General features: G+C 62.4%; 17 protein-coding genes and 1 other RNA gene. 6 read left to right on the top strand and 12 right to left on the bottom strand.

All coding sequences use genetic code 11. From position 1 onward, the window contains the following. Positions 1-21 precede the first annotated feature (21 nt). The 10 genes from lapB to gyrA all read right to left on the bottom strand — a co-directional run bounded on the left by lapB (position 22) and on the right by gyrA (position 12,124). Entirely contained in the window at positions 22-1,167 is a 1,146-nt protein-coding gene (gene lapB / locus AC1DXS_RS16815; protein WP_477738621.1) for a lipopolysaccharide assembly protein LapB, read from the bottom strand. Further along, positions 1,157-1,441, bottom strand: a complete 285-nt coding sequence (locus AC1DXS_RS16820) for a LapA family protein (RefSeq protein ID WP_477738622.1) — start codon at positions 1,439-1,441, stop codon at positions 1,157-1,159. Before AC1DXS_RS16820 ends, lapB begins: the two co-directional genes overlap by 11 nt. 75 nt (positions 1,442-1,516) lie before the next feature. Further along, the gene (locus AC1DXS_RS16825) at positions 1,517-1,831 is read right to left on the bottom strand and encodes an integration host factor subunit beta (protein WP_007869491.1); all 315 of its coding nucleotides are present in this window, start codon (positions 1,829-1,831) and stop codon (positions 1,517-1,519) included. Between the two features lie 64 nt (positions 1,832-1,895). Further along, positions 1,896-3,581 carry a 30S ribosomal protein S1 gene (gene rpsA, locus AC1DXS_RS16830; protein WP_007869489.1) on the bottom strand — a complete coding sequence of 562 codons (1,686 nt, stop codon included), beginning with the start codon at positions 3,579-3,581 and terminating at the stop codon, positions 1,896-1,898. A 151-nt stretch (positions 3,582-3,732) separates the two neighbouring features. Beyond that, complete coding sequence (locus tag AC1DXS_RS16835) at positions 3,733-5,715, bottom strand: bifunctional 3-phosphoshikimate 1-carboxyvinyltransferase/cytidylate kinase (protein ID WP_477738623.1); 1,983 nt, start codon at positions 5,713-5,715, stop codon at positions 3,733-3,735. A 10-nt stretch (positions 5,716-5,725) separates the two neighbouring features. Further along, a complete protein-coding gene (locus AC1DXS_RS16840) occupies positions 5,726-6,604 on the bottom strand; it encodes a prephenate dehydrogenase (protein WP_477660758.1) in 879 nt (292 codons plus the stop codon). Positions 6,605-6,637: 33 nt separating this feature from the next. Then, positions 6,638-7,720, bottom strand: coding sequence for a prephenate dehydratase (gene pheA / locus AC1DXS_RS16845; protein WP_477738624.1), 1,083 nt, complete (start codon positions 7,718-7,720; stop codon positions 6,638-6,640). An 80-nt stretch (positions 7,721-7,800) separates the two neighbouring features. Then, positions 7,801-8,907, bottom strand: coding sequence for a 3-phosphoserine/phosphohydroxythreonine transaminase (gene serC, locus AC1DXS_RS16850; protein WP_477738625.1), 1,107 nt, complete (start codon positions 8,905-8,907; stop codon positions 7,801-7,803). Beyond that, entirely contained in the window at positions 8,904-9,476 is a 573-nt protein-coding gene (locus AC1DXS_RS16855) for a DUF2059 domain-containing protein (RefSeq protein WP_477738626.1), read from the bottom strand. The genes serC and AC1DXS_RS16855 overlap by 4 nt, the downstream gene beginning before the upstream one ends. After that, on the bottom strand, positions 9,476-12,124 hold the full coding sequence (gene gyrA / locus AC1DXS_RS16860) for a DNA gyrase subunit A (RefSeq protein WP_477738627.1): 2,649 nt from the start codon (positions 12,122-12,124) through the stop codon (positions 9,476-9,478). Before gyrA ends, AC1DXS_RS16855 begins: the two co-directional genes overlap by 1 nt. A 252-nt stretch (positions 12,125-12,376) precedes the next feature. Between gyrA and ompA the strand changes: the two genes are divergently transcribed. The 5 genes from ompA to AC1DXS_RS16885 all read left to right on the top strand — a co-directional run bounded on the left by ompA (position 12,377) and on the right by AC1DXS_RS16885 (position 15,711). After that, complete coding sequence (ompA, locus tag AC1DXS_RS16865) at positions 12,377-13,015, top strand: outer membrane protein OmpA (protein ID WP_477713076.1); 639 nt, start codon at positions 12,377-12,379, stop codon at positions 13,013-13,015. A 66-nt stretch (positions 13,016-13,081) separates the two neighbouring features. Beyond that, positions 13,082-13,789 (top strand): bifunctional 2-polyprenyl-6-hydroxyphenol methylase/3-demethylubiquinol 3-O-methyltransferase UbiG, encoded by a 708-nt coding sequence (gene ubiG / locus AC1DXS_RS16870; RefSeq protein WP_477738628.1) that lies wholly within the window; start codon positions 13,082-13,084, stop codon positions 13,787-13,789. A gap of 23 nt (positions 13,790-13,812) precedes the next feature. Beyond that, on the top strand, positions 13,813-14,478 hold the full coding sequence (gene gph, locus AC1DXS_RS16875) for a phosphoglycolate phosphatase (RefSeq protein ID WP_477738629.1): 666 nt from the start codon (positions 13,813-13,815) through the stop codon (positions 14,476-14,478). Between the two features lie 12 nt (positions 14,479-14,490). After that, positions 14,491-14,877: a transfer-messenger RNA gene (gene ssrA, locus AC1DXS_RS16880) on the top strand. 102 nt (positions 14,878-14,979) lie between these two features. Further along, positions 14,980-15,711, top strand: coding sequence for a pseudouridine synthase (locus AC1DXS_RS16885; protein WP_477738658.1), 732 nt, complete (start codon positions 14,980-14,982; stop codon positions 15,709-15,711). Positions 15,712-15,736: 25 nt separating this feature from the next. Here AC1DXS_RS16885 and AC1DXS_RS16890 read toward each other — a convergent pair whose 3' ends face one another. Beyond that, positions 15,737-16,273: a hypothetical protein gene (locus AC1DXS_RS16890; RefSeq protein ID WP_477738630.1), complete on the bottom strand. Its 537-nt coding sequence runs from the start codon at positions 16,271-16,273 to the stop codon at positions 15,737-15,739. A 309-nt stretch (positions 16,274-16,582) separates the two neighbouring features. Between AC1DXS_RS16890 and AC1DXS_RS16895 the strand changes: the two genes are divergently transcribed. Continuing rightward, entirely contained in the window at positions 16,583-17,173 is a 591-nt protein-coding gene (locus tag AC1DXS_RS16895; protein ID WP_477738631.1) for a putative pterin-binding protein, read from the top strand. A gap of 9 nt (positions 17,174-17,182) precedes the next feature. Here AC1DXS_RS16895 and AC1DXS_RS16900 read toward each other — a convergent pair whose 3' ends face one another. Beyond that, a complete protein-coding gene (locus tag AC1DXS_RS16900) occupies positions 17,183-17,965 on the bottom strand; it encodes an alpha/beta fold hydrolase (RefSeq protein WP_477738632.1) in 783 nt (260 codons plus the stop codon). Positions 17,966-18,038 lie beyond the last annotated feature (73 nt).

Below are 18,038 nucleotides of genomic sequence, written 5' to 3' on the forward strand. Positions count from 1 at the left end.
GCTCATTCGTCTTGTCTTTTTTTACAGCTCTTCTATTCGGCGTGTGGGGTAGCTGTCCCAGGCCTGGCAGCCCGGGCAGTGCCAGAAGTGCTGGGTGGCCTCAAAGCCGCAGGCCGCGCAACGGTAGCGCATCAGGGGTTTGGTGGCCTGGTCGAGCGCGCGCTGGACCAGCGTGTGGTGCTGTTCGTCCTGCAGCTTCTCACCGGCAATCCACTTGCCGGCCGCGACCAGCGAAGCCTGGCGCTCCAGGTGTTTCACATACCACTGCCGCGCCGAGGCCGGGTCTTTCTCGAGCTTGACGATGGCTTCGATCACGTCAATCGATGGCATGTTGTCGTAGCTGGCCTTGAGCAGTTCCAGCGCCATGGCCTCCTGGCCGCTGGCCTGGGCGATGTTGGCCAGCAAGCCGGCGGCCAGCGGCAGGCCTTGCGGCGCGGTTTTTTCGAGCTTGAGCAGGGTTTGCAGTGCGTCCTGGTGTCGGCCGAGCTGGTTCTGCAGCTTTGCGAGGTCGATCAGCGGGCGGGCCAGGGCCGGGGCCATGGCGATGGCCTCCTGCAAGGCGCCCAAGGCTCGGGTGGTGTCGCCGGCGGCCACGGAGGCGCCGGCCTGCTCGCACAGGTAGTGCGCCTGGCGGGCGCTGAAGCTGCCGTGGCTGGAACTGCCCAGCCGGGCCGCGATTTCGGTGGCATTGGTCCAGTCGCGTGAGCGCTCGTAAATCGAGAGCAGCGCCAGCCGCGCCTCTTCCTCAAAAGGCGTGCCTTCGAGCTTGCGCAGCGCAGCTTCGGCGCGGTCCAGCAGGCCGGCCTTGAGGAAGTCGAGTGCCAGCGCGTGCTGGGCGCGGTCGCGCTCGGGCTGCGTGAGATCGCCGCGCGACATCAGGTGTTCGTGCACACGCACGGCACGCTCGTATTCGCCACGGCGGCGAAACAGGTTGCCCAGGGCGAAGTGAAGTTCGGAGGTGTCGGGGTCGTTCTGCACCGCCTCGATGAAGGCGTCGATCGCCTGGTCCTGCTGCTCGTTGAGCAGGAAGTTCAGGCCCTTGAAATAGGCCTTGGGCGCCTGGCGGTTTTCGATGCGGAGTTGCCGCAAGTCCAGCCGGGAGGCCAGCCAGCCTAAAGTGAAAGCGATCGGAAACCCAAGCAGGACCCAGGTGAAGTCAAATTCCATGGTGCAGCGTGGACGGGTCTTCGCTTACGGTGTGGGGGCCGACGGTCGTGTAGGCGTATTTGGGCGATCTGCGCTTTTTCCACCAGCGCGGCATCATGACAAAAATGCCGAGCGCCAGGCCGCAGGCGAAAGTCGCCAGCACGACCAGCACGAGAGGCGCTTGCCACATGGTGCCGAAAAAGAAATACACCGCAACCGTTTGCTGGTTATTCAGTGCGAAAGCGAAGAGCGTAAAAAAAAGGGCTGCTTTAAGCAGCCACATGAGGTATTTCATTGGGTGATCCCTCAGGGTGGTCTGGCGATTGTAGCCAGCCCACCGGGGGAAACCGAAAAGACCGTGAACAGGTCCTTACTTGGGTTCCGTGACCGCCAGCAACTCCTGGGTGCGGGCATCAACGGCTTCGCGCAATGCCTTCCCCGGTTTGAAATGCGGCACCCGTTTTTCAGGGATGGCCACGCTTTCGCCGGAACGCGGGTTGCGCCCCATGCGGGGTGGCCGCCGGTTGATGGAGAAACTGCCGAAACCCCGGATTTCAATGCGGTGGCCGCGCACCAGCGCGTCGCTCATGGCGTCAAGAATCGTCTTGACGGCATATTCGGCATCGCGGTGCGTCAGCTGGCTGAATCGGGCCGCCAGTTCTTCAACAAGGTCGCTTCGGGTCATGGATCAAGTGGTTGCGCAGCGATGCGACCCGCCCAAGGGCGCATCGTACCGCTGCGTGCTTGCCTTACTTTTCGTTGTTGTCCAGCTTGGCGCGCAGCAGGGCGCCCAGGCTGGTCGTGCCGGCGTTTTCACGCGAGGACTGCTGGCTCAGGTTAGCCATGGCTTCCTGCTGGTCAGCGTTGTCCTTGGCCTTGACCGACAGCTGGATGTTGCGGGTCTTGCGATCCACGTTCACCACGACTGCGGAGACTTCGTCGCCTTCCTTCAGCACGTTACGAGCGTCTTCAACGCGGTCGCGGCTGATTTCGCTGGCGCGCAGGTAGCCGATGATGTCTTCGCCCAGGTCGATTTCAGCGCCCTTGGCGTCAACCGTCTTGACCTTGCCGGTCACGATCGCGCCCTTGTCGTTGATCGACACGAACGTGGTGAACGGATCGGAGTCCAGCTGCTTGATGCCCAGGGAGATGCGCTCGCGGTCGACGTCGACGGCCAGCACGATGGCTTCCACTTCCTGGCCCTTCTTGTAGTTGCGAACGGCGGCTTCGCCGGGTTCGTTCCACGAGAGGTCGGACAGGTGCACCAGGCCGTCGATGCCGGCAGCCAGGCCCACAAAGACGCCGAAGTCGGTGATCGACTTGATCGGGCCCTTGACGCGGTCGCCGCGCTTGGTTTCCTGCGCGAACTCTTGCCATGGGTTGGCCTTGCACTGCTTCATGCCCAGGCTGATGCGGCGCTTGTCTTCGTCGATCTCGAGGACCATGACTTCGACTTCGTCGCCCAGGGCCACGAGCTTGCTCGGGGCCACGTTCTTGTTGGTCCAGTCCATTTCGGACACGTGGACCAGGCCTTCGATGCCGGGTTCGAGTTCCACAAACGCGCCGTAGTCGGCGATGTTGGTGATCTTGCCGAACAGGCGCGTGCCTTGCGGGTAGCGGCGGTTCACGCCCATCCATGGGTCGTCGCCCATCTGCTTCAGACCCAGCGAGACACGGTTCTTTTCGGTGTCGAACTTCAGGATCTTGGCAACGATCTCTTGACCAGCCGTCACCACTTCGCTTGGGTGACGCACGCGGCGCCATGCCATGTCGGTGATGTGCAGCAGGCCGTCGATGCCGCCGAGGTCAACGAAGGCACCGTATTCGGTGATGTTCTTGACGACGCCCTTGACGGCAGTGCCTTCCTTGAGGGTTTCCATCAGCTTGGCGCGTTCTTCGCCCATGCTGGCTTCGACCACGGCGCGGCGGCTCAGCACCACGTTGTTGCGCTTGCGGTCCAGCTTGATGACCTTGAATTCCATGGTCTTGTTCTCGTACGGAGACAAGTCCTTGATGGGGCGGGTGTCGATGAGCGAACCGGGCAGGAAGGCGCGGATGCCGTTGACGAGGACGGTGAGGCCGCCCTTGACTTTGCCGCTGGTCTGGCCGGTGACGAATTCGCCGGATTCCAGGGCTTTTTCCAGGCTCATCCACGAAGCCAGGCGCTTGGCCTTGTCGCGGGACAGCAGGGTGTCGCCATAGCCGTTTTCGACGGAGTCGATGGCCACGGAAACGAAATCGCCGACCTGGACTTCGAGCTCGCCCTGGTCGTTCTTGAATTCTTCGAGGGGGACATAAGCCTCGGATTTGAGTCCGGCGTTTACAACGACGTGGTTGTGGTCGATACGAACGACTTCAGCGGTGATGACTTCACCGGTACGCATTTCAGAGCGTTGCAGCGATTCGTTAAATAGGTCGGCAAAAGATTCAGACATGATTTTCCTAGTCCACACAACAGGGTTCCAATAGCGGAATTGCTATTGTTTTTATAGCTGCTTGCGGCGGTTTTGTGCGGCCAGACGTCGGGTGAGGCCGCGGGTTACGTTGATGAACCTGCTGACCCAAGCGCAGGTTGCGCGTCGGGGGTCAGAAGGGCCGGGTGCCTTGCCACCATTGAAGCACCTGCTCCACCGATTTTTCAATCGACAGGTAGGAGTTGTCCAGCGGCCGGGCGTCATCAGCAGGCTTTAAAGGGGCTGCTTTTCGCGACGAATCGCGCGCATCACGTGCCTCTAAATCTTGCTGAATCTCGGCGATTGTAGCCGAATTTCCCTTTGAAATCAACTGCTTATGCCTGCGTTCAGCGCGGTGCTCGGCGCTGGCCGTGAGGAAAACCTTGAGCGGGGCGCCCGGGAAGATGACGGTCCCCATGTCCCGGCCGTCGGCGACCAGGCCGGGCAGCTTGCGAAAGCTGTGCTGGAGCTCCAGCAGGGCGGCGCGTACCTCGGGGTGAGCCGATACCCGGGAGGCGGCCATGCCGGCGGCTTCGGTCCGAATCGCCTCGGAGACATCCTGGGGGCCGAGGAAGATGTGGTTACCCTGGAAACGCACCGGCATGGTGCGTGCCACGCGGGCCACGGCGGGACCGTCGTCCAGCGAAACGCCGGCCAGCGTCGCGGCATGGGCGCTCAGGCGGTAAAGCGCGCCGGAATCCAGGTAGTGGTAGCCGAGCCGGTGGGCTGTGAGGGCCGCCAGCGTGCCCTTGCCGGAAGCCGTCGGGCCGTCAATGCAGATGACGGGGACGCGCGCGGTGTCGGCCTGGGCCACTTCAAACAGGGCTTCGAAGTAGTCGGGAAAGGTCTTGGCCACGCATTTGGGATCGAGGATGCGCACCGGCAACTGCGCCGGATTGAAGGCCGCCAGCGAAAAGCACATGGCCACGCGGTGGTCGTCGTAGGTATGAATCGCGCCCGTCGTCCATTGGGCGGGCGGGGTGATCTTGAGGTAGTCCGTGCCTTCTTCGACCACAGCGCCCAGTTTTTGCAGTTCGCAGGCCATGGCGGCAATGCGGTCGGTTTCCTTGACGCGCCAGCTCGCGATATTGCGCAAGGTGGTGGTGCCGTCAGCGTAGAGGGCCATCACGGCCAGCGTCATGGCGGCGTCGGGAATGTGGTTGCAGTCCAGGTCTATGGCCTTGAGCGGCCAGGCGCCGCGCGAGATGCGCAGCGAGTTCGGCGTACTCTCAACCCGCGCACCCATCATTTCGGCGGCCTCGACAAAGCGGATGTCGCCCTGGATGGAGGCGGCGCCCACACCCTGGATTTCGATACCGGAGTGCCCCGGGGACGGCGCCGCGATGGCGCCCAGCGCGATGAAATAACTGGCCGAAGAGGCGTCGCCCTCGACGTGTATGGCACCCGGCGACTGATAGCGGCTGCCGGCCGGGATGGTGAATCGTTCCCAGCCCTCGCGCCTGACGTCTATGCCGAAGCGCTGGAGCAGCTTGAGCGTGATTTCAATGTAGGGCCGCGAGATCAGTTCACCGACCACTTCAATGCAAATATCCTGTTTTGCCACCAGCGGCAGTGCCATCAGCAGGGCAGTCAGGAACTGGCTGGAGACATCGCCGCGCACTCTTATCGGGTCTTGCAGCTTCAGTTGGCCGGGGCGCAGGCGCAGCGGCGGATAGCCCTCGTTGCCGAGGTAGTCGATGGCGCAGCCCAGTTGCCTGAGCGCGTCGACCAGATCGCCTATGGGCCTTTCGTGCATGCGCGGAACGCCGGAGAGTTCGAACTCCCCGCCCATCAGGGCCAGCGCGGCCGTAAGCGGCCGCATGGCCGTGCCGGCATTGCCCATGAAAAGCTTGACCGGAGTCTGGACGGGGCGGCCGCCCAGCCCGCTGATGACGGCGGTGGTGCCATCTTGCGTGACGGTGCAGCCGAGTTGCCGGAGCGCGGCCAGCATGACGGCGGTGTCGTCGGAAGCGAGCAGGTCGTGGACGGTGGTTTCGCCGTGGCTCAATGCGGCCAGCAGCAGGACGCGGTTGGAAATGCTTTTGGAACCGGGCAGGCGGACGGTGCCTCCCGCGCCGCGCAAGGGCGGAATATCCAGGAACTCTATGTCGAACATGAACCGCGGGCTATTTGTGCGATTTTTGTGAGGAAATGCGCCAGTTGGCCCGGGTCTCGCTGGCCCGTTCGATCAGCACTTCCAGGACGTCGCCGCTGCTGCTGGAAATGAGCTCCTCGAGCGACTGCAGGGTCTCCTGGAAAATTTTTGACTGGGCCAGCAATTCTTCGCGATTCGCAATCAGGATGTCGCGCCACATCTTCGGATCGCTCGCGGCGATGCGCGTGAAGTCCCGAAAGCCCGGCCCGGCCAGCGACATGTATTCCTTGCCATGGTCCTGCCCGGTGATGCCGTTGATCAGGGCAAAAGCGATCAGGTGCGGCAGGTGGCTGACGGCGGCGTAAGCGGCGTCATGGGCCTGGGGTGACATCTTGAGAACATGGCAGCCCAGGGCCGTCCAGACGTCGTTGGCTTTTTGCAGCTGTACCGTGAAAGTGCGTTCTATGGGCGTCAGGATGACTTGCTTGCCGGCGTAGAGGTCCACGTCCGCATGTTCGACCCCCGAGACTTCCTTGCCGGTGATCGGGTGGCAAGGGACGAAGGAGCCGACGTTGTCGCGCAGCACGCGCCGGGCGGCGTCCACCACGTCGCGTTTGGTCGAGCCGACGTCCATGATCAGCGTGTTCGGGCCGACCAGGTGACGTATGGCTTTGAAGGTGGCCTCCGTCGCGGAAACCGGTACGGCCAGCAAAACGATGTCGGCACCCGAGACCGCCAGCAGCGCCGAAGGCGCCTCCACGTCGATCACGCCCATCTGGCGCGCCCGCTCCGTGGTGGAGGGGGATTTGCTGTAGCCGACGACGCGCTTGACCAGGCCGGCACGTTTGAGCGCCAGCGCGAATGAGCCACCCATCAGGCCGCATCCAATGAGACCTAATTGTTCAAACATGTTGTGGCACCAGGGAGGTTGTGAGTCGTTGCATTAGTCGCCGATGGGATAGGTTCCGAGGACCTTGTAAAAGGCGCACAGCTGCTGTAAATCGGCCAGCGCGGCTTTGACATGGTCCTGGGAGGGGTGACCTTGCAGGTCAATATAAAAATAGTATTCCCACTGGCCGGAGCGTGCCGGGCGCGATTCGAAGCGGGTCATGGAGACGCCGTGGGCTTTGAGCGGCATCAGGATGTCGTGGACGGCGCCCGGGCGGTTGGGCACGGACACCACCAGGCTGACGCAGTCCTTGCCGGAAGCGGGCGGGGAGGGCAGTGTCTGCGGCAGGCAGACCACGGCAAAACGCGTGCGGTTGAAGGCATCGTCCTGGATGGCGTGGGCCGCCGTATAAAGGCCGAACTGGGTGGCCGCCCGGTCGCTGGCGATGCCGGCCCAGGCCGGGTTGGTGGTGGCCAGGCGCGCACCTTCGGCGTTGCTGGAAGCGGTGCGGCGGTCCGCATGGGGCAGGTGGGTGGTCAGCCAGCCCTGGCACTGGGCCAGGGCCTGGGGGTGGGCGTAGACCGCTTCTATGCCTTCGAGCGACTCCGAGAGCCGCAGCAGGTTGTGGCGCACCATCAGGCTGATCTCGCCGACGATGTGCAGGGGGGAGTTGAGGAACAGGTCGAGCGAGCGCGAGACCACGCCTTCGGTGGAGTTCTCTACCGGCACGACGCCGTAGCTCGCGCTGCCGGCCGCCGTCGCGCGGAAAACCTCGTCAATGCTGACGCAGGGAACGTGTTCGATGCTGGCGCCGAAAAACTGCAAGGCCGCCTGTTCGCTGAAGGTGCCGGCGGGGCCCAGGTAGGCGACGCGCACCGGGGACTCCAGCGCCAGGCAGGCCGACATGATTTCGCGCCAGACCGCAGCGACATGCTCGTTCTTGAGCGGTCCCTGGTTGGCCTGCTGGATTTGCTCTATCACCTGGGCCACGCGGTCGGGACGGAAGAAGGGGGTGCCTTCACGTTTTTTGACCTCGCCAACCTGCTCGGCAACCTGGGCGCGACGGTTCAGCAGGGAAAGCAGTTCCCTGTCCAGGGCGTCGATCTGGACGCGTAAATCAGCAAGGTTGGCAGTCATATCAGGGGCCGTCCGCCCTCGCCATCTGCACTGGATGCCCCTTGGGGACAGTGAATATGGCGGGCATGGGGTATTTCGTCCTAGGCGTGTTTTTGTTCGAATTCTCGCATGTACGCCACCAGCGCCTGCACACCGGCCAGCGGCATGGCGTTGTAAATGCTGGCGCGCATGCCGCCTACTGACTTGTGGCCCTTGAGCTGCAACAGGCCGGCCGCCTTGGCGCCCGCGAGGAAAGCCTCGTTGCGAGATTCGTCGCGCAGGAAAAAAGGCACGTTCATGCGCGAGCGGCAATCCTTGCCGACTTTGTTCACGTAGAACTGGGAGCCGTCGATCGCGTCGTACAGCAGTTGCGCCTTGGCCAGATTGCGCTTTTCCATGGCTGCGACGCCGGCGGCCGCGCCTTCCTGCTGGCGCTTGAGCCACTGGAAGGTCAAGCCCGCGATGTAGATGGCGTAAGTGGGCGGTGTGTTGTACATCGACTGGTTGTCCGCCACCGTCTTGTAGTCGAAGGCGCTGGGGCAGGCCGGCATGGCATGGCCGAGCAAATCTTCGCGGATGACTACCAGTGTCACGCCCGCCGGGCCGAGATTTTTCTGCGCTCCGCCGAACGCCAGGCCGACGCGCGTCCAGTCGACGGACCGGGAGGCCACGTGGGACGAGAAGTCAATCACCAGGGGTGCGTCGCTTCCCAGGGCCTTGAGGTCGGGCAGGCTTTGGAACTCCACGCCGTTGATGGTTTCGTTGGTGCACAGGTGCACATAGGCCGCATCGGACCGGAGCTTCCAGGCCGACGGCGACGGCAACAAGGTATGGCCGTTGTCCGCATTGCTGGCGGCAATTTGCACGTCGCAATATTTGCGCGCCTCTTTTTGCGATTTGTCGCTCCAGCTGCCGGTCACCACAAAATCTGCGGAGCGTCCGCGCGACAGGTTCAGCGGAACGATGGCGTTCTCAGCCAGCCCACCGCCCTGCATAAAGAGGATCTTGAAATTGGCCGGGATGGCCATGAGCTCGCGGAAATCGGCCTCGGCGGCTTCGTAGATGGAGATGAACTCCTTGCCGCGATGGCTCATCTCCATCACGCTCATGCCACTGCCGTGCCAGTCCAGCATTTCGCCCGCCGCCTGCTGCAGAACCTCCTCGGGGAGGTTCGCGGGTCCAGCGGAAAAATTGAAAGGACGGGTCATTTCTTCGCGGGCGGCTTGGCTGCTCCCGGTGCTGCTGGGGCAGAGCCGACGATTTTCACCGCTGCGTCGTCGAACTGCTTGATGCGCGCCACCACGTCAGTGCGCGAGGCCTCGACCAGCTTTTGCACGAAGACGTTACCGAGTTCGGGTGCGGTAGCCTGGTATTTCTTGATGGCGGGGGACTCAAAGAAGGCAGCGATCTGCTGCAGTTCTTCCAGGGTGAAGCGTTCCGCATAGGCAGGCACCAGCGATTCGGCGCTGACTTTGGCCACCTGCTTGCCGATCAACTGGCTTGCGTCATCGGCGTATTTCTTGAGTTCGGCGTTGAGGTCTTCGGAGGCCTTTGCCTGCTTGGCCTTGGGTACTTTGGCTTCGAGTTGCGGCCCCCATTTGGCGATCAGGTCCTGGGCCGTGCTGCCGGCCAGCTGGCCCACCAGGCGGTCCAGCTCTGGACCCTGCTGCAGGGCGACCACTTTTTTAGCCAGTTCGATTTTGGGGTCGGTCTGGGCGTGGACAGCCGCGCTGCAGGCCAGGCCGGCGATCGCGAGGGCGGTGATCAGTTTTTTCATCAATTGCTTTCGGTGTTGGAGGCGTCTGTGCCGGTGTCGTTTTCGGTATCGAGGTCGTCCAGCGTGGCATCGTTTTCGACGATGCGCTGCAGGCCGCTCAATTGTGAGCCCTCGTCCAGGCCGATCAGCGTAACACCCTGTGTAGCCCTGCCCATCTCGCGGATTTCGCTGACGCGCGTGCGCACCAGCACGCCCTTGTCGGTGATGAGCATGATTTCGTCGTCGACGTGGACCAGCGTCGCCGCCACGACCTTGCCGTTGCGCTCGCTCTGCTGGATGGCGATCATGCCCTTGGTGCCGCGGCCGTGGCGCGTGTACTCGGTGATGGATGTGCGCTTGCCGAAACCGTGTTGGGTGGCCGTCAGCACGCTCTGCTGCTCGTCTTCCGCCACCAGCATGGCGATCACGCCCTGGCCGTCTTCGAGCGTCATGCCGCGCACGCCGCGCGCGTTGCGGCCCATGGGGCGCACGTCGTTTTCATCGAAGCGCACGGCCTTGCCGCCGTCGCTGAACAGCATCACGTCGTGTTTGCCGTCGGTCAGGGATGCGCCTATCAGGTAGTCGCCCGGATCCAGGTCCACGGCGATGATGCCGGCCTTGCGAGGATTGCTGAACTCGTCAAGAGCCGTCTTCTTCACGGTGCCCATGGAGGTGGCCATGAAGACGTACTGGTCTGCAGGGAAGCTGCGTTTTTCGCCCGTCAGCGGCAGGACAACGGTGATCTTCTCGCCTTCTTGCAGCGGGAACATGTTGACGATGGGGCGCCCACGCGAGCCGCGCGAACCTGCAGGCACTTCCCAGACCTTGAGCCAGTAGAGCCGGCCCCGGTTGGAAAAGCACAGGATGTAGTCGTGCGTGTTGGCAATGAAGAGCTGGTCGACCCAGTCGTCGTCCTTGGTGGCGGTGGCCTGCTTGCCGCGGCCGCCGCGTTTTTGCGCCCGGTATTCAGACAGCGGCTGGCTCTTGATGTAGCCGGTATGCGAGAGCGTCACCACCATGTCGGTCGGCGTGATGAGGTCTTCGGTGCTGAGGTCGAAAGAGCTGTGCTCGATGTGGCTGCGCCGTGCGCCCAGCTTGGTCTGGCCGAACTCCAGCTTGATCGCGGAAAGTTCCTCGCCGATGATGGTGGAGACGCGCTCGGGCTTGGCCAGGATGTCGAGCAGGTCGTCGATCTCGGCCATGACTTCCTTGTACTCGGCCACGATCTTGTCCTGCTCCAGGCCGGTCAGGCGTTGCAGGCGCATCTGCAGGATTTCCTGGGCCTGGGTTTCCGACAGGCGGTAGAGGCCGTCGTTGCCCATGCCGAACATTTTCTCGAGGCCGTCGGGGCGGTAGTCGTCGGCGTTGACGATGCCGCCATCGGCGCGCGTGCGGGTAAGCATTTCGCGCACCAGGCTGCTGTCCCAGGGGCGCAGCATCAGCTCGGCCTTGGCCACCGGCGGCGTGGGCGCGTTGCGGATGATGGCGATGAAGTCATCGATATTCGCCAGGGCGACGGCAAGGCCCTCCAGCACATGGCCGCGCTCGCGCGCCTTGCGCAGCGTGAACACGGTGCGGCGCGTCACCACTTCGCGGCGGTGCGAGAGGAATACCTGGATCAGGTCCTTCAGGTTGCACAGCTTGGGCTGGCCGTTGACCAGCGCCACCATGTTGATGCCGAAGGTGTCCTGCAGCTGGGTCTGCTTGTACAGGTTGTTCAGCACCACTTCGGGCACTTCGCCGCGCTTGAGTTCGATGACCAGGCGCATGCCGGACTTGTCGCTCTCGTCCTGGATGTGGCTGATGCCCTCGATTTTTTTCTCGTGGACCAGCTCGGCCATGCGCTCCTGAAGCGTTTTCTTGTTGACCTGGTAGGGCAGCTCGTCGACGATGATGGACTGGCGCTGGCCCTTGTCGATGTCCTCGAAGTGGCATTTGGCCCGCATCACCACCTTGCCGCGGCCGGTGCGGTAGCCGTCCTTGACGCCGTTGATGCCGTAAATAATGCCGCCCGTGGGGAAGTCCGGCGCCGGCACGATTTCCATCAGCTCGTCGATGGAGGCCTCCGGATTTTTCAGCAAATGCAGGCAGGCGTCGACCACTTCGTTGAGGTTGTGAGGCGGGATATTGGTCGCCATGCCCACCGCGATGCCGCCCGAGCCGTTGACCAGCAGGTTGGGCAAGCGGGTCGGCACGACCAGCGGCTCTTGTTCGCTGCCGTCGTAGTTGGGGCCGAAATCGACAGTCTCCTTGTCCAGGTCGGCCAGCAATTCGTGGGCGATTTTCGACAGGCGGATTTCCGTATACCGCATGGCGGCCGCGTTGTCACCATCCACGGAGCCGAAATTTCCCTGGCCGTCGACCAGCAGGTGGCGCAGGGAGAAGTCCTGGGCCATGCGCACGATGGTGTCGTAAACAGACTGGTCGCCGTGCGGGTGGTACTTACCGATCACGTCGCCGACGATACGGGCCGACTTCTTGTAGGGGCGGTTCCAGTCGTTGTTCAGCTCATGCATCGCGTACAACACGCGCCTGTGCACGGGCTTGAGGCCGTCCCTGGCATCGGGGAGGGCCCGGCCCACGATCACGCTCATGGCGTAATCGAGATAGCTGCGCCGCATTTCCTCTTCAAGACTGATGGGCAGGGTTTCTTTAGCGAACTGGGTCATGAGCGGCCTGGTTGGGATTTCGGGATTCTTGAGGAAAACCAGCAATTTTAAGGCTTGAGTTTATAGTGACTACTTGTGGCGGGGCAGCAACAAATGCTCAAGAATCTCAAGTCTGTGTCAGACGAAGCCGATAGCGTGCTTGAAGGTTGGGGCAGGTGTGGCACAATCGATGTAACGCTTTGAGTGATGGTCACTCACGGCGTGTAAATTACTAATCGCAGCAAGTCTGCGGCTTTTCTCTAGAGGAGAACCATGAAGAAACTCAACAAAGTGGCAATGTTGTTTGCTTCCGCAGCGCTTGTTACCGCCGCTGGTGCACAAACGATCGACAACTGGAAAAACGGCAACAACGAACTGGTCTGGAAAAACGGCACCAATGAACTGTGCTGGCGCGATGCCAACTGGACGCCTGCTACCGCAGCGCCTGGTTGCGATGGCGCAATTGCCCCTGCGATGGCTCCTGCTGCCCCTGCCGCCGCTGCTCCTGCAGCTGCCGCTCCTGCTGCTGCCGCTCCGGCTGCTCCTCCTGCCGCAACGAAAGTTACCTACGCTGCTGACGCATTCTTTGACTTCAACAAGTCTGTGATCAAGCCAGAAGGCAAAGCCAAGCTGGACGATCTGGTCGGCAAGATCAAGGACATCAACCTGGAAGTCATCATCGCCGTGGGTCACACCGACTCCGTCGGTAGCGATGCTTACAACCAGAAGCTGTCGGTTCGCCGTTCGGAAGCCGTCAAGGCATATCTCGTGTCCAAGGGCATCGAGAAAAACCGTGTCTACACTGAAGGCAAGGGCGAGAAACAGCCAGTTGCTGACAACAAGACCGCTGAAGGCCGCGCCAAGAACCGCCGCGTCGAAATCGAAGTGGTTGGTACCCGCGCCAACAAGTAATCCTCCCGGATCGCTTCAAAAACCGCGCTCAGGCGCGGTTTTTTTATGCCTCAACGATAATGCCTCATGTCTACAAGCGATAACTTTGACCCCGCCGAACTGGCTAAATTCTCCGACCTGGCGCACCGCTGGTGGGACACCGAAAGCGAATTTCGCCCCCTGCACCAAATCAACCCCTTGCGCTTGGGCTGGATCGAGGGCCAAGCCCCACTAAAAGGAAAGCGTGTCCTGGACGTGGGTTGCGGCGGCGGTATCCTGGCCGATTCCATGGCCCGCAAAGGCGCAGAGGTACTGGGCATAGACCTGGCCACGAAGGCGCTCAAAGTCGCCCAGCTTCACGCGCTGGAAGCCCAGACTGAAGGGGTGCAATACCGCGAAATCAGCGCCGAAGCGCTGGCCGCCGAGCAGCCAGGCAGCTTCGATGTCGTCACCTGCATGGAGATGCTGGAGCATGTGCCCGATCCCTCTTCCATCGTCAAGGCTTGCGCGGCGCTGGTCAAACCCGGCGGGCATGTGTTTTTCTCCACCATCAACCGCAACGCCAAAGCTTTTATGTTCGCCATTGTGGGCGCGGAATACGTGCTGAACATGTTGCCTCGCGGCACCCACGAATACGCCAAGCTGGTCAAGCCCAGCGAACTGGCCGGCTATTGCCGGGCCTCGGGACTCTCGCTGCAACAGACCCGCGGCATGGAATACAACCCGTTGACGCGCCACTACTGGCTCAGCGCAGATACCAGCGTGAATTACCTGCTGGCCACCCAAAAGAGCTGAAATCCACCGTTTCAACCGATCACATGTTCAAAGACATTGCCGCCGTGCTGTTCGACCTCGATGGCACTTTGATAGATAGCGCCCCCGACCTGGGTGCCGCAGCCGACAAAATGCGTACCGACCGGGGGCTTGAATCGCTTCCGCTGGCGCTATACCGCCCCATGGCAGGTGCGGGCGCGCGCGGGATGATTTCCGTGGCCTTCGGCCTGACGCCGGACGACGCCCGCTTCGCCGAACTCAGGGAAGAGTTTTTTCGCAACTACGAGGCCCGCATGACGGAGCACACCACGATATTCGAGGGTGTGGCCGAGTTGATCGCCCGGATCGGCCAGGCCGGCTTCAAGTGGGGCGTGGTAACCAACAAATCCGCCCGCTTTACTGTCCCGCTGACCAAGGCCATGCCTCTGTTCAATACCGCACAGACTATTGTCAGCGGCGATACCACGCCGCATTCCAAGCCGCATCCGGCGCCCTTGCTCGAGGCGGCGCGCCAACTCGACATTGCGCCCGGCCGCTGCATTTATGTGGGCGACGACGAGCGCGACATTGTTGCGGGGCGGGCTGCAGGCATGCCCACGGTCGCTGCCGCCTACGGCTATCTCGGCAAAACGGCGGATACCGGTGGCTGGAAGGCCGATGCGACCATCGCTGCGCCAGGGGCGCTCTTGAATTTGCTGCGAATGGCGTAAACTAAGCCTCCTGGGGCTGCATTGGTTTCGACGTGGGTTCGGACGCGGTGTGGTGCATGTCGAGCTGAGTGTGCTCGTAAAACAGATTCAAACAAACTAACTGCAAACGACGAACGTTTCGCACTCGCTGCTTAATTGCCAGTGAGCTTTACAACAGCAGGCCGATGGGCTGGGCAAGGGGTGTTTAGCGCAAGTTAAACGCTCCCGGCTGTAAAGATAATTTCATCGGCTGGCTCCGGGCTGGGTACCTTAACCCGGGGCGAGAAAATAGGGTGCTGGCGTCCTGTGTAGCGTGCGACTGCGCGACACAGGTGGCGAGACTCAAATCAGACCGCTAAACATGTAGATCTGCCCGAACAAGGCTTGCGGACGGGGGTTCAAATCCCCCCAGCTCCACCACCATCACGAAAGCCCGACCTTTATCCGTCGGGCTTTTTTCATGGGCAACCGGTTGCGTGATCAGAGGCTTGTGCTCGCGGCGACAATATCCCCATGGCAAGCATGCAACTCCAGGAAATCCTCTTCTCTCAAGGCTTTGGCACGCGCCGCGTGTGCGCGGGGCTGGTTCAACAAGGTTATGTGGCGGTCGCGGGCTCGCCTTGCGACGACCCGGCCGCTGAATTCGAGCCCACCGAAGGCCTGCGCTTCACAGTGCAGGGCACGGACTGGGAATATCATGAAAAAGCTTATTTGATGCTGCACAAGCCTGCGGGCTACGAGTGCTCGCAAAAGCCCAGCGCTTACCCAAGCATCTACACCTTGCTGCCGGCGCCTATTCGCCAGCGTGGCGGCGGCGCAGCGGCCGGTGTGCAGGCGGTGGGCCGGCTGGACCAGGACACGACGGGTTTGCTGTTGCTGTCTGACGACGGCAAGTTCATCCACCGCATGAGTTCGCCCAAGCACCATGTGCCCAAGGTGTATGAGGTGCGCGCCAAGCATGCGGTGGACGAGAAGCAGGTTGCCAAGCTGCTGGCCGGCGTGGTGCTGGATGACGATCCCAAGCCGGTGCGGGCCGCGGCCTGCGAGAAAACCGGCGACAACCAGCTGAGCCTGACGCTGACCGAAGGCAAGTACCACCAGGTCAAGCGCATGATCGCCGCCGTGGGCAACCGGGTGGAAGAGGTCGGCGGGCTGCACCGCTCGCGCATAGGCTCGCTGGATCTGCCGGTCGACCTGAAGGCCGGCGAGTGGCGCTGGCTGACGCCGCAGGACCTGGCCAGCATTTCGGCCTGAGCCCTGGCTGGCGCTTGAGCCGTGCCTATCGCAGTTCGGCCGGGCGGGTGTTGGACTGGATGAGAAACGAGTCGTGCCAGTGGTCGGGCATGCTGCTGGTGTGTTCCTGCTCGACGAGGGTGCGTATCTGGCGCTGTTGCGCCAAGGTGTTTTTCAGGCTGATGCGAGCGGTTTCGAGGACCGCTTCCTCGCGTTTGAGGTGCCGGGTTTTGGTGGCCTCTTCGCCGAGGAACTCATTGCGGAGCGCATCCGGGTCCGGCAGCATGGAGGGGTTGAGCACCACGTAGCAGATGCCGCACTCGGCCAGCAAATGGCTTTTGAGGTTTCTGGCTTTGTGCGAAAGGCCGAAGGACTTGGGAACGTCCACGCAGCCGATCACGTGGCCGTCGTTGGCGCAGACCGAAAAGGTGCAGATGGTGTTCTGCAGCATCTCGTACCAGTAGAGACTGTTCTCGTTGGCGTTAGGGCGGGTAAAGCGGGTCACCGGCATCTTGACGAGCACATGGTGGTCGTCAAAGGCGCTCATCATCCAGTGCCAGACCCGCAGTTCTGCGCTGTTCATCAGAACCCGCGCATGCAGGGGCCAATGTTTTGGAATGCGCCGTTTCCCCCGGTTTACCCATCGTGACCACAAGCTGTACCATTCGGCGATGTGCTCCATGTGGGGCTGCTCCGCCGGCGACCATTCCGAGTTTCTGTACATGACGAACTCCTGGTTTGTTACGGGTACTTACAATATGCGACTATTTGACTACTTTGTCTTGAGGTTTATCACGGTGATTTGCTTGATTAGTGACTAAGTGTGACTTTTTAGACGGAAACTCCGTCGCCGGTGGTGCGTAGAACTTGCAAAAAAGGGGGAGAGAAATCCATGGACAAACGCAGATTTATGGGTGTTGCGGCCTTGGGTGCCGCCGCCCTGCCTCAACTGGCGCAGGCCCAGCTGGCGCCCAAGGCGCAAAAAGGCCCGACGGTGCTGACCGTCAGCGGGCTGATAGGCGCGGGCAACCGCGGTGCGCTCGACCCGGCGCTGGACCAGATGATGGCCAAGCAGAAGATCAAATTCGACAAGGCGCAGGCCTTTGACTTCGCCGCCCTGGCCGCGTTGCCGGCAGTCACCATCAAGCCGACGCTTGAGTACGACAACAAGCCGCACACCCTCAAAGGCCCGCTGCTGGCCGACGTGCTCAAGGCCAGCGGCGTGAAGCTGAACGACAAGACCACGGTATTCGCACGCGCGGTGGACGGCTACGCAGCCCAGATCACGGCGGCCGAGCTCAGCAAATACCGCTTTATCGTCGCCACCCATATGGACGGCCAGCCCTTGTCATTGGGCGGGCTGGGGCCGCTGTGGGTGGTTTATGACGCGGACCGCTTCCCTGACATGGCGGCCAAACCGGTGGCCGCGCGCTTTGCCTGGTGCCCCTGGGCGACCTACCACGTCGAGGTCAAGGAAGCCTGACGTTCAGGCCTACGCCTTCAGGAAGTCAGCGATTGCCTCCACGGTCTGGCCGGCCTGGTCGCGCTGGGGTGAGTGCCCGCACGCGGCCAGCCGCAGCTGCCGGGCATGGGGCGCCGCGTGTGCGATTTCGTCGAGTTGCCGCATCGTGCCGTACTCGTCGCCCAGGCCCTGGATGAGCAGCAGCGGCGCTGTGATGCAACCACATTCCTCGCGGATGTCGAAGCGGCGAAATGCTTCGGACAGCCAGATGTCGTTCCATTGCCAGAAGGCCACGTCGACATCGGCGTGGTAGCGCGCCAGCCGCTCGCGCAAGCCCCCTGATTCAAAAGCCGTGCGGGCCTGCGTGATGGCCTGCACGGCAATGTCTTCCACCAGCACATGCGGCGCCATGGCGATGCTTGCCGACACCGGGTGGCGGCTGGCATGGAGCAGGGCGATGGTGGCGCCGTCGGAATGGCCCAGCAGCACAGGCCGGTTGATGTCCAAAGCTTGTAGCAGCGCGGGCAGCACCTCCCAGGCTTCGCGGTGCATGTAGTCGGGCTGCAAACGGCCACTGCCGCGCACGTCGGGCACCGGCTCGGACTGGCCGTAGCCGCGCCGCGAAAACACGATGCCGGCCCGGCCCGTGGCGGCGCACACGGCTTGGGGCCAGTCAAGCCCGCGCTGCGCCCACAAGGCGACCGAACCCAGGCCTTCGTGCAGGAAAACAATCGGGGCCAGCTCGGGCTGCCCGGCGATGCGCTTGGTTTCCAGGCGCACACCGTTGATCTCCATCATCTCGGTCACATTCATCGCTGCATCGTAAGGGATGCCGACGATTCAGGGATTCCGGGTAATTGGCCCCGCCGGGGCGGGCCTTTAAGGT

This window comes from Polaromonas sp. P3_B1 (assembly GCF_056402935.1).

Bases quoted from the DNA above. Each gene is read 5' to 3' on its own strand.
- gyrA (WP_477738627.1), bottom strand. From the start codon at position 12,124: ATGACCCAGTTCGCTAAAGAAACCCTGCCCATCAGTCTTGAAGAGGAA.
- AC1DXS_RS16885 (WP_477738658.1), top strand. From the start codon at position 14,980: ATGCAACTCCAGGAAATCCTCTTCTCTCAAGGCTTTGGCACGCGCCGC.
- AC1DXS_RS16855 (WP_477738626.1), bottom strand. From the start codon at position 9,476: ATGAAAAAACTGATCACCGCCCTCGCGATCGCCGGCCTGGCCTGCAGC.
- AC1DXS_RS16825 (WP_007869491.1), bottom strand. From the start codon at position 1,831: ATGACCCGAAGCGACCTTGTTGAAGAACTGGCGGCCCGATTCAGCCAG.
- lapB (WP_477738621.1), bottom strand. From the start codon at position 1,167: ATGGAATTTGACTTCACCTGGGTCCTGCTTGGGTTTCCGATCGCTTTC.
- rpsA (WP_007869489.1), bottom strand. From the start codon at position 3,581: ATGTCTGAATCTTTTGCCGACCTATTTAACGAATCGCTGCAACGCTCT.
- pheA (WP_477738624.1), bottom strand. From the start codon at position 7,720: ATGACTGCCAACCTTGCTGATTTACGCGTCCAGATCGACGCCCTGGAC.
- AC1DXS_RS16890 (WP_477738630.1), bottom strand. From the start codon at position 16,273: ATGAACAGCGCAGAACTGCGGGTCTGGCACTGGATGATGAGCGCCTTT.
- AC1DXS_RS16820 (WP_477738622.1), bottom strand. From the start codon at position 1,441: ATGAAATACCTCATGTGGCTGCTTAAAGCAGCCCTTTTTTTTACGCTC.
- AC1DXS_RS16895 (WP_477738631.1), top strand. From the start codon at position 16,583: ATGGACAAACGCAGATTTATGGGTGTTGCGGCCTTGGGTGCCGCCGCC.
- AC1DXS_RS16900 (WP_477738632.1), bottom strand. From the start codon at position 17,965: ATGAATGTGACCGAGATGATGGAGATCAACGGTGTGCGCCTGGAAACC.
- AC1DXS_RS16840 (WP_477660758.1), bottom strand. From the start codon at position 6,604: ATGTTTGAACAATTAGGTCTCATTGGATGCGGCCTGATGGGTGGCTCA.
- ubiG (WP_477738628.1), top strand. From the start codon at position 13,082: ATGTCTACAAGCGATAACTTTGACCCCGCCGAACTGGCTAAATTCTCC.
- ompA (WP_477713076.1), top strand. From the start codon at position 12,377: ATGAAGAAACTCAACAAAGTGGCAATGTTGTTTGCTTCCGCAGCGCTT.
- AC1DXS_RS16835 (WP_477738623.1), bottom strand. From the start codon at position 5,715: ATGTTCGACATAGAGTTCCTGGATATTCCGCCCTTGCGCGGCGCGGGA.
- serC (WP_477738625.1), bottom strand. From the start codon at position 8,907: ATGACCCGTCCTTTCAATTTTTCCGCTGGACCCGCGAACCTCCCCGAG.
- gph (WP_477738629.1), top strand. From the start codon at position 13,813: ATGTTCAAAGACATTGCCGCCGTGCTGTTCGACCTCGATGGCACTTTG.